Source organism: Pedobacter sp. 01N416, assembly GCF_056399685.1.
This window is the reverse complement of the sequence record NZ_JBFTRT010000092.1, coordinates 1-11,467: the sequence shown is the minus strand read 5'-3', so window position 1 is coordinate 11,467 and position 11,467 is coordinate 1. Positions and strand designations below refer to the sequence as shown.

General features: G+C 37.3%; 7 protein-coding genes. 4 read left to right on the top strand and 3 right to left on the bottom strand.

Going from position 1 to position 11,467, the window contains the following annotated elements; genetic code table 11:
- Positions 1–446: 446 nt before the first annotated feature.
- Together AC1DND_RS07455 and guaB are read right to left on the bottom strand one after the other, a co-directional pair.
- Entirely contained in the window at positions 447–3,026 is a 2,580-nt protein-coding gene (locus AC1DND_RS07455; RefSeq protein WP_477580411.1) for a TonB-dependent receptor, read from the bottom strand.
- 360 nt (positions 3,027–3,386) lie between these two features.
- A complete protein-coding gene (guaB, locus tag AC1DND_RS07450; RefSeq protein ID WP_477580409.1) occupies positions 3,387–4,856 on the bottom strand; it encodes an IMP dehydrogenase in 1,470 nt (489 codons plus the stop codon).
- A gap of 230 nt (positions 4,857–5,086) precedes the next feature.
- Between guaB and AC1DND_RS07445 the strand changes: the two genes are divergently transcribed.
- From AC1DND_RS07445 to ppnP, 4 genes are all read left to right on the top strand, one after another.
- Entirely contained in the window at positions 5,087–6,091 is a 1,005-nt protein-coding gene (locus AC1DND_RS07445) for a sterol desaturase family protein (RefSeq protein ID WP_477580407.1), read from the top strand.
- A 70-nt stretch (positions 6,092–6,161) separates the two neighbouring features.
- Positions 6,162–8,165, top strand: coding sequence for a DUF3857 domain-containing protein (locus AC1DND_RS07440; RefSeq protein WP_477580405.1), 2,004 nt, complete (start codon positions 6,162–6,164; stop codon positions 8,163–8,165).
- Entirely contained in the window at positions 8,165–10,060 is a 1,896-nt protein-coding gene (locus AC1DND_RS07435; RefSeq protein ID WP_477580403.1) for a DUF3857 domain-containing protein, read from the top strand. The genes AC1DND_RS07440 and AC1DND_RS07435 overlap by 1 nt, the downstream gene beginning before the upstream one ends.
- Positions 10,061–10,068: 8 nt before the next feature.
- Complete coding sequence (ppnP, locus tag AC1DND_RS07430) at positions 10,069–10,377, top strand: pyrimidine/purine nucleoside phosphorylase (protein ID WP_477580401.1); 309 nt, start codon at positions 10,069–10,071, stop codon at positions 10,375–10,377.
- A gap of 106 nt (positions 10,378–10,483) precedes the next feature.
- Here ppnP and AC1DND_RS07425 read toward each other — a convergent pair.
- On the bottom strand, positions 10,484–11,467 hold a 984-nt coding region (locus AC1DND_RS07425; RefSeq protein ID WP_477580399.1), incomplete at its 5' end, for a M16 family metallopeptidase.

Sequence of the window (11,467 nt, the reverse complement as noted above, 5' to 3'; positions counted from 1 at the left end):
GCGTTACGCAGCGYGACATCGCCATTAAAGTTTGAGCCACAATACACACAAACTGATTTAAGCTTATTCATTTAGTTAAAATTTACCGAAGTTAATATTTTATCGGCTTTCTGTAAATTTTAATTCTACACAAAGCTGTTACAGGACTTATTTTAATCAAACCTCGCAGGTTTTTAAAACCTGCGAGGTTTGATCGTATAATTTTCTTTCCAAGAACCACCGACTTTGTTAAATAAACCTGATAAAACGGAAAGCCCGGAGCGAAGCATGAGCCAGGACTTGGAGGGATAGCAGGACTGACGCTAAACTGGAATTCTGTCTTGGCTTTTCTAAATAATATTGACCACTTGAGGACACTTAAGTATTTTTTAGCACAAAAAAGGAGTAGCATTAACACCACTCCTTTTAACCAAATATAAGAGAAAAGATTTTTTTGTTAAACGATCTTAGAAAGCATAACGGATTGTTGCACCATAAGTTCTTGGATCGCCAAGTACGCCTGCATATAAGCCTGAGTTACCAGCCGCAGCCTGCAATTGTTCATAATAGTTTTTGTTTGCGATATTTCTGCTCCAAACAAACAAAGAGAACTTATCTGATTTAAATCCTAACCTTGCATTAAATAAAGCATAACCTTTAACATTTAAAATGCTTGACGGTGTAGGGTTTGACGAATATTCTGAACGGTAACTCGCATCGCCGGCGATAAAATATCTACCAGCCCTGGTTGCTAAATTACCGGGGGTACTAAATTCAGAGCCTCCAGAAATGTTCCATTTAGAAATACCTGGCAATCTGCCTCCCGAAGCATCTTTGAATGCAACTTGGGTAGCTACACCGTTTACCAATTCGGTATGGCCGGTTTCTTCTAAAGGTAGTGGTGCATTGGTGAATTTCACATATTTACCATCAAGGTAAGCTACCGCAGCATTTAAAGTTAAGAACCTTTCCAATTGATAAGTTCCATCAATTTCCAAACCTTTTACTTTAACTTTCTCTGCGTTTGCGAGATACCCCCTATTTACCCCCAACTGTGGAGATTGAACATTGGTTTGGTAATCTTTAATATCGGTATTAAAAGCGGTAATATTTAATATGGCACCTTTAACCGGTTTTGTTTTTAAACCTAATTCGTAATGTTGAACATATTCTGGCTTTACAACAGCAACCGACAAGTCTGCTTGTCCGGTTGAGGTAGTTGGCAAGCCACCTACGTTAACACCAACAGGTTTATAAGCAGTAGAGAAAGTTCCATAAACGTTTAACTTCGTGTTAGGGCGGTATGAAACCGTTAAGTTACCCGATAGGTTATTGTTATCTACTTTGGTAGTAAACTGCTGATTACTATACACAGCGGCTTTTAGTGCAAGTAAAGCGGCATCTGTAGTCTGCAATCCGCCATAAGTTACCCTGTCGTAGTCCACATCTTTTTTATCGTAGGTGTATCTCAAGCCAGGTAATACGTGAAAATGCTCTAAAAATTCCCAGTCAACCTGAGCAAAAATAGCTGCACTTAAGGATTTGATGGTCGAATTGGTTTTAATCCCAAAGCCATCTAATAAACCAGGGGTTGAATATAATGCCTGACTACCCGTATTGCTTGTTTGCACAAATCTCCATTGATCTTTACCTACTTCTTCTGTTTGGGCCAAACCTTTTAAGTTCTGAGCAAGGGCAAACACCCCAATTACACCACTTAATTTATCGGTGATATTACCGGCATATCTAATTTCCTGTGAATATTGATCATGGCGGGAGTTACCTTGAGATTTGGTCAACGCAGACAGTTCAGAGAAATCCCTGTCGTTTGTAGGATCCCAGTTCCAGAATCTCCATGCTGTGGTAGATGTTAATGTTCCGCCACCAATTTTATAATCTACATTTAAAGATATACCACCGATTGACTGATTATGTCTCCAGGGGGTATTGGTATTTATTTCTCTTGAAAAAGGATCAATTTTAGGTTGCTGATAGCCTAAATCGGAAACAATTTTAGCGTATTGGCGATAAGCGCTTCTTTCTGTTGTGGTAACGCCAGCAATTACCAAAGGATAACCTGCAGGGTGCTGAACACTAACATCGCCACTTAATAGTATCTGTAACCTATCTGAAGGGGTAAAATACAACTGGCCTTTAAAACCAAGGTTATTTTGTCCGCTATATTTACGTTCTTCTCTGGTATTCCATATTGTACCATCGCGTTGGGTACCGGAGATTGATATTTTCGCAGCAAGATTTTTTGCTACTCCTCCCGAAACTGATGTTTTTGCCTGGATAAAGTTATAGTTTCCAACGCTTAGTTCTACTTTGGCACTTGGTGTTTGGGTTGGTTTTGTAGTGGTGATGTTAAACGCACCTGCAGTAGTATTTTTCCCAAATAACGTACCTTGAGGACCACGGATTACTTCTATTTGTTCGATATCTAGGAAATCGGTCGAGGTAGCAGCCGGACGCGCATGGTAAACACCATCTACGTAAAAACCTACCCCCGGATCGATACCATCGTTAGTTAAACCGAATGTTGAACCCAGACCTCTAATATTAAGTGTTGTATTTCTGGCATTCGATGCATACAATTGTACAGATGGCACTAACTCTTTTAAACGGTTAACGTTAAAAGCACCTGCATTTTCTGCTGCCTGGCCACCGATTACAGTAATTGGAATAGGCACGTCCTGTAAAACCTCCGAACGTCTTCTCGACGTTACAACGATTTCATCCAATAATGCATTTTCTACCAGAACCAATTCTATTGGTGTTTCCTGAAGTTTTAAAATCTGAAAATCCTGAGGTTTATAGCCAACTGAGCTCACTTGAAGGTAAAATGGAGTCTCTTGTTTTACATTTATGCTGAAAACACCATTATCATCTGCCACTACGGCTTGGTTTGTTCCTCTTACCTTTACAGTAGTGTGTGGTATTGTACTGCCATTTGTTGTTTTAATTACGCCGGTTACTGGGCTTTGGGCAAAGACAAAACTTGCCGAAAGTAAAAATGAAAAGAGAATTAGTAAACTTTTGTTCATGATTAGTTATATAGTTTGTTTAAATGTTGTTGATTAATGACTCGTTCGAAAGTATGCGATTACCGTTTTAGAATGGCTACAACAACAATACGAGCGTGTTTTTTGATTTGTTTTCATAATTATTATATAAATCCTATAGATTTAGTCGACAAATATATTAAAAAATTTTATCTGCCAAATTTTATTTTGTGATTTTTCTGTTTATTATCAATTCTTCAGACCTTATAGGTTTTAAAAACCTATAAGGTCTGAAAAACAAAACGGGGCTATCGTAAACGATGCCCCGCTGAATTCTATAAAAATATTGACTAATAAGATTCCTTCGTTCCTCGCAATGACGATTATTGGAAAGGAAATACCTTATCTGGTGTAATTTGGTGCTTCTTTAGTAATCGTAATATCGTGTGGATGGCTTTCGCGCATACCTGCCGCAGTAATCTGCACAAATTGTGCTTCTTGTAATGCCTCGATATTTGCGGCACCGCAATAGCCCATACTTGCACGTAAACCACCAATGTACTGATACATTACTTCTGCTAAGGTACCTTTAAATGGTACACGGCCTACAATACCTTCTGGAACTAGCTTTTTAATATCATCTTCTACATCCTGGAAATAGCGATCTTTAGAACCCTGCTCCATTGCTTCAATTGAGCCCATTCCACGGTAAGATTTAAATTTACGTCCTTCGTAGATAATGGTTTCGCCTGGTGATTCTTCAACTCCTGCAAATAGCGAACCTGCCATTACGGTGCTTGCTCCTGAAGCAATTGCTTTGGCAATATCACCTGTGTGTTTAATACCACCATCGGCAATAACAGGAACACCTGTGCCTTTTAAAGCTTTGGCACATTCGTAAACCGCATATAATTGAGGAACACCAACGCCAGCAATAATTCTTGTTGTACAGATAGAACCAGGACCAATACCAACCTTAACGGCATCAGCACCAGCATCGGCTAAGAATTTTGCAGCAGCACCGGTAGCAATATTTCCAACGATAACCTGCAGATCAGGATATTTAGCTTTAACTTCTTTTAATTTATCAACTACTCCTTTAGAGTGACCATGAGCAGTATCAATAGTAATTACATCAACACCGGCATGAACCAAGGCATCAACACGTTGTATAGTATCAGCTGTTACACCAACTGCGGCACCCACTCGTAAACGGCCGCGTTCATCTTTACAAGCGGCAGGATAATTTTTAACCTTCGAAATATCTTTAAAAGTAATTAAACCGCTTAAGTAACCGTCTTTGCTCACTACAGGAAGTTTCTCGATTTTATGGTTCTGAAGAATTTCCTCTGCCTGAACTAAAGTAGTACCTTCTGGTGCAATGATTAAATTTTCTTTAGTCATTACCTCAGAAATCGGTCTTTTCATATCCTTTTGGAAACGTAAATCCCTATTTGTAATAATACCCACCAATTTATTGTCGCTGCTTACAACAGGAATACCACCAATTTTATGCTCTTTCATAATCTTAAAAGCATCGGCTACAACAGCTGTTTCCAATAAGGTAACCGGATCCTGGATCATACCGCTTTCAGAACGTTTAACCTTACGTACTTCTTCGGCTTGTCTTTCTATGGTCATGTTTTTGTGTAACATACCAATACCTCCATTTTGCGCGATGGCAATGGCTAGTTCGGCTTCTGTTACAGTATCCATCGCTGCAGAAATCAATGGAACATTAAGTTTAATTTTTTTTGTTAAAAAAGTGGCTGTATTTACTTCACGGGGCAGAATTTCGGAATATGCAGGTACTAGAAGTACGTCGTCATACGTTAAACCTGTGGCAATAAACTTTGTGGAATCGAGTTGCATAGCAAATAAATTAGGATTTATTATTTGCCAGGCAAAGATACGAAAATTGAGGGAATATAAAAGTATAATGATAAAAATCCTTAAATATTGAGCTTGTCTGACAATCGCTATCATCACAAAGCAAAAACTAAGCTTTAATAAGTATTTGGTAACAATGACCTAGCTATTAAGCGAAATTATTTGAATAAAATTTTAGTTTTATATAATTTCAATAAACCAAATATAATTAGATGATAGATTTTCTTGAAGGCGTAAAGGAATGGCTTGTTGGATTTTTCGGCTTACCAGCACTGTTAAAACTACTGCAAACCAATGACTATAGCCAGTTTATGAGCTGGAATGGCATTAGTGCGCTCATGGGGCCTTTGATTCCCTTTTTATTGGTTTTTGAAATCATCAGGATGACATTTTACCGCCGTTTTAAAGTGGTTGATTACCGGATTTCTTTCTTTTCACTGGTGATTAATTCTTTTATTGGCCGCATTATTTCTATCGGCATGGTGTCTATCTGTATCGGTTTATTTGGCAAATACGCCATTTTTAAAACAGAAATTACCTGGTACTGGCTGATATATGGGTACGTGATCTGGGAATTCGGGCATTTTATTTATCATTTTTTAGCGCATAAAGTAAGGCTTTTCTGGTGTTTGCACTCCACCCATCACGCACCTGAAACCATGAACTTATCGGTAAATTTTGCACATTTTTTTCTTGAAGCACCTTACGCCGACCTGATTAGAACAACAACATGTATTCTTTTGGGTGTTAGCCCTGCCCTGCTTTTCTTAATTATGTTTATCGATGGTTTTTGGGGGTCTTTTATCCACATTGGAGAAAATATTTCTAAAGATGGCCGTTTTGGATTTTTAAATAAAATCATCCTTACGCCTTCTCATCATCGTGTACACCATGCAAAGAATGCATTGTATATGGATACCAATTTCTGCAACCTGCTACCCATCTGGGACCATGTTTTTAAAACCTACCAGGAAGAAGACAAAACAATAAAAATTGAATATGGTATTACCCGGGAAATGAAAAAACACAGCTTTTTAGATGCTTATTTTGGCGAAATTGTTCTCCTGGCCAAAGATGTTTGGCGTGCACCAGGTATTAAAAACAAGTTTCTGTACATCTTTATGCCTCCCGGATGGAGCCATACTAAAGACCATAAAACGGCAAAACTTGTCCGGAATGAATACTTAAAAACATATAAACAGGAAATTGCTGGTTAAGCTCCAATTATTTAAGAATAATTCGAAGAATGTTTTTATTATTGCAGTAACCAAAAAACTAATTTTATAAATGCAGAAAAATGCTCTCAAATTTCTGACTTTAATGCTATGCATTGGAGTTAGCACCGCCTATGCCCAAACCACTCAACCCATAAAAAGAGAATTTAAGTTTGGTAAAATTGCACCAACAGAATTCGAAGTGAAAGCCTCTGGCCAGGATTCTTCTGCCTCAGCGATTAAACTGTTTGATGTTGGCGACTGTTATTTCGAATATAATCCTAATGGAGGGTTTATTTATGTGTTTGAACGACACATTCGTTACAAAATCTTAAACAAAAATGGTTATGACCTGGCTAATTATAAAGTAGAACTGTATAAAAGCAGTAATTCTGTTAAAGAAGACCTCAATTTTATGGACGCCGCAACTTACAATATGGTTGATGGCAAAATGGTTACCAGTAAACTGAACAAGGATGCCAAGTTTACCGAGGAGTTTAACAAAAACTATGTAATCAAAAAATTTGCGTTACCCAATGTTAAAGAGGGCTCTATTATCGAATTTAAGTACAAAATCAAATCAGATTTTATTTTCACACTCCGGGGCTGGAAATTCCAATCAAATATTCCAACACTTTGGTCAGAGTACAATGTAAAGATACCTGAATACCTAACTTATAAGAACAACCTAAGTGGATATTATCAGGTCGATCATCCGCTCCACCAAAATGTAAATGCGAGCTACGTATCAGGCTTAACTTCTACTGCTGTTTACGATAAATACTGTGCGATGAATGTACCTGCCCTGAAAGAGGAGCCCTATGTAACCACAATGGATGATTATACGCCCAAAATAGAATTTGAGCTCAGGGCAACCCAATTCCCAGGCGAAATGTATAAAGACTTTAATGGCTCATGGCCAAAAATCATTAATGGGCTGGCCCTAGATGAAAATTTTGGAGGCTTTATTAATAAAAGCAGTTTTGCTAAATCTGCACTCCCAGGCATTCTGAAAGGAGAAAAGGATACTTTGGCTGCAGTAAAACTTATTGTCAACTATGTTAAAAACAACTTAAAATGGAACAAAGAATACTCGAAGTATGCTAACGAAACCAATCCAAAAAGCATTTTCGAAAAGAAAACAGGCTCATCTGCTGATATTAACCTTGCCTTATTAAGCTTATTAAAGGAAGCAAAAATTGATGCCTACCCTGTTCTGATCAGCACAAGAGAAAATGGTGAACATCCCGGATATCCGGTAGTATCGGCATTCAATAACGTAATTGGTGTTACGCAGATTGGAAATGCTTTATATTTTCTTGATGCCACAGACAAAGATCTCCCTGCTGGCATGATAGATTCAGACAATCTGAGTCACCAGGGCTTTTACATGGATTTAAAAAACTTTAATGGAAAATGGCTTTCTACTGAACCAAGCGTATCGACCGAAAAGATTTTTGTTTATAACATGACGCTTGATAAAGACCATAAGTTAACGGGAAAAATTAATCAATATTCAAAAGGTTACAGCGCATTAAACCTTCGCAATAGATACAGAAAAACCAATAACGAAACCGAATTTGTTAAAAACTTTAAAAAAGACAAAACGGGTCTTGAAGTTTCTAATTATAAAATAGATAACCTCGACAATCTTGAGGAGCTATTGACAGAAAGCATGGATGTTGTAATTGAAGACAATGTAGAAGAAGCAGGCAATCTGGTATATTTCACTCCTCTGCTTTTCGAAAGAACCAAAGAAAATTTATTCAAACTGGAACAACGAAAATTCCCAGTCGATTTTGCCTATCCATTTAAAGAAAGTTACCGGATTACCATCAACTTCCCTGAAGATTACGAGGTGGATAAGCTGCCAAAAGGAGGAATTTACAAACTTCCGGAAGAGAATGGGACATTTACGATCAATTACGTTGCAGAGGGTAAAACCTTAATGGTAAAAAGTATAATAAGCGTAAATAAATCGCTTTATACACCGGAAGAATATTTTGATTTAAAAGAGTTATTTAAAGCTGTTGTAGAAAAACAGGCCGAACAAATTGTATTTAAAAAGAAAGTATAATGAAATACTATTTAAGTTTGGCGCTTGCGCTTGTAAGCATTAACACTGCGTTGGCACAGGTAGATTACGATGCAGCGAAGATCCCCGAAAACCTAAAAAAGGACGCTGTTGTGGTAATTAGAAACGAAGAATCTTTTTTTGATGTTAAGGGTTTAGGTGAGGCAAAAATGGATTATAAAGTGGCAATGACCATTTTGAACAAAGCCGGCGAAGAATATAGTGAGATGGCTAAAGTTTACGATAAATTTAGCAGCATATACAATATTAGGGCTACCCTTTACGATGCAGCAGGAAAAAAAGTAAAAGACTATAAAAGTTCGGATATTAAAGATCAAAGCCTGATTTCGGATTTTTCGATCTTCGAAGAGAATAGACTTAAGCGCTTAAAATTTGTAAGTATAACCTATCCGTACACCATAGAGTACAGTTATAGCCAGGACTATAATGGACTGCTTTATTTCCCTTCATGGTACGACTTAAAAGGTTTTGGCGCATCGGTAGAAAAATCGGCATACACAATTCAAAAGGCAAAAAACTACAAAATGCGGTACATTACGAGTTCGAATTTACAAACCGACTCGGTAATTAATGGAGAAAAAGTACAGTATAAATGGAAAAGTGCCAATGTTGCAGCAGTTGCTGAAGAGCCTTTAAGTACCGGCATTGATAACATTTCTGCCTGGGTTAAAGCCTCCCCCAATCAGTTTGAATACGATGGTTCAACAGGAAATTTTGATAACTGGAAAAATTTCGGATCATGGTTGTATACTTTAAATCAAGGTGGTAATAAACTTCCTGAAGCAACAAAACTAATGGTGCAGAATTTAATCAAGGATGCCAAAACACCAAAAGAAAAAATCCGGATTTTGTATAACCATTTGCAGCAAAACACCCGTTATGTAAGTGTTCAGTTAGGAATAGGAGGCTTTAGACCTATTTTAGCTGAAAAAGTTGCCCAGGTAAATTATGGAGATTGCAAAGCATTATCCAATTACATGAAAGCACTGCTTAACGAGGCTGGAATTTCTTCAAACTTAATTGTTATCGGAAACGATATGCCCAGTTTAAACCCAACTTATTCTAGTGTGGGGCAGGCAAATCACATGATTTTGTGTGTTCCATTAGCAAAAGATACTACCTTTTTAGAATGCACCAGCCAATATGAACCAATGGGATTTATCGGCTATAGCAATTCTGACCGGAATGTATTAATGGTTACCGAAGATGGAGGAAAAATAGTGCATACTCCTGTTTACAATGCCAAAGAAAATTATCAGATCAGAAAAACCAAAATTACCTTGGCAGAAGATGGTACAGCCAGCTCCGAAATAAAATCTACTTATGGCAACGCGCAATTTGAAGAAAATTTTTCGATGACTTTAATGGAACCTGTTGATCTCCGGAAAAAAATAATTGAAGATAGTTCCATTCCAGTTGCAGAATTGATCAGTTATAAATATGTACAGGCTGATAAGACTATGCCTGTGCTTACAGAAGAAATAARTTTTAAAACCAATCCAATATTAACTAAGGGTGGAGACAAATTATTCCTGGTAGTGAATCAGATTAACCGACGGGAAAGCGTTCCGCTTAAAGTAGAGGGTAGAAAAACATACTTTTCTGTTCCGTTCAGTTATAATGACGATGATGAAATCAGTTATATCTTACCAAAAGGATATAATGTAGAATTTATTCCGAAAGATATTGCGATCAACTCAGAATTTGGATCATATACCGCGAAATTCAGCGTAAAAGACAATATGATTGTTTATAGCCGTACGCAAACCATGAACAATAAAAAGTATCCACCAGAAAAATATGGTGAGTATGTGGATTTTTATAAAAAGATTTACCAGGCTGATAAACAAAAAGCTGTTTTAGCAAAAACTTTATAAATTAGCATATGATTACTGAAAACCAATATTTTGATGGCAACGTTAAATCGTTAGGCTATGAAACCGCTGAAGGAAAATCGACTGTCGGCGTTATAAATCCGGGAGAATATACTTTTGGAACAGCTCAGAAAGAAATTATGCATGTTATAGAGGGTGAACTAACAGCGCTTTTACCAGGTACCATAGATTGGCAAAGCATTAAAGCTGGTAGTAATTTTGAAGTGCCCGCAAACTCCTCTTTTAAAGTAAAAGCCAGCGTTCAAACGACATATTTATGCCAGTATAGGTATAAAAAGACAGCTATATCATTATTGTAGAATTGTCATCCTGAGCCTGTCGAAGGATCCCAAATATGTTTAGGCGTTTCGACAGGCTCAACGTGACAGATTCTGACATAGACTCTTTTAATTGATCTAACAAAATTTATTTCTTCCCGATTACTACCTCGGTAAAACTCTCAGTAGTAAGGTATTTATTTGCTAAGGCCAATAATTCTTCGGCAGTAATAGTTTTAACCTTCTCTATATATTTGGTATAGTAATCGTAGCCCAATCCTGCGAAATAAATGTTCTTGAATTTATCGGCGTGTGAGAATACATTTTCCAAACTGCCCAACATCGAACCCAACATGTAGTTCCGAACAAGATCCAGCTCTTCTTCCCCTACCAGTTCATTTTTCAATAACTCTATTTCTTTGTAAATCTCAGCTAATGCAGCCGAACAAACATCGGCACCAACTTCAGTAGCAATAAAAAGATAACCGGCCTGTTGTAGCGAAGAAATCCCAGAACCAATACCGTAAGTATAGCCTTTATCTTCACGGATGTTATTCATTAAACGTGAGCCAAAGTATCCACCTAAAACGGTATTTAAAATCTGAAGACCAGGAAAATCTTCATGTTTACGGTTAATGGCCAACTGACCAATTCTGATCGCAGACTGTAAAGCTTCTGGCTTTTCCGTATAAACAAATTGTTTTTTTGTTGGAGTAAAATTGAAACTGTTCTTTACCGCATTACTTTTTTCCCAACCTTGTCCAAAAGTATCGTTCAGCAGGTTAAAGCTAACATCGTCAAACTTACCTGAAACAATAATAGTACAATTATTTGGTGCGTATGCGGCCTTAAAGTAATCAACCAGATCTTCGCGCTTCAATGCATCGTAATGCTCTGCTTTTATGTTTACCCCATAAGCTGTATCACCAAATAAAGCCTGTGCAAATTCTTTTCTCGAAAGAACATCGTTTTTCTTCAGGTTTACCTGTAGCTTTTGCTTTTGGTTTTGAATGTAAATATCAAGTTCATGCTGTGGAAACTGGCTTTCTGATAAAATATCCTTCACAATCGGCAGTACCGAGCGTAAATGTTTATTTAAAGTGTATAGTGTAACCGAAGATTGATCCTGAAC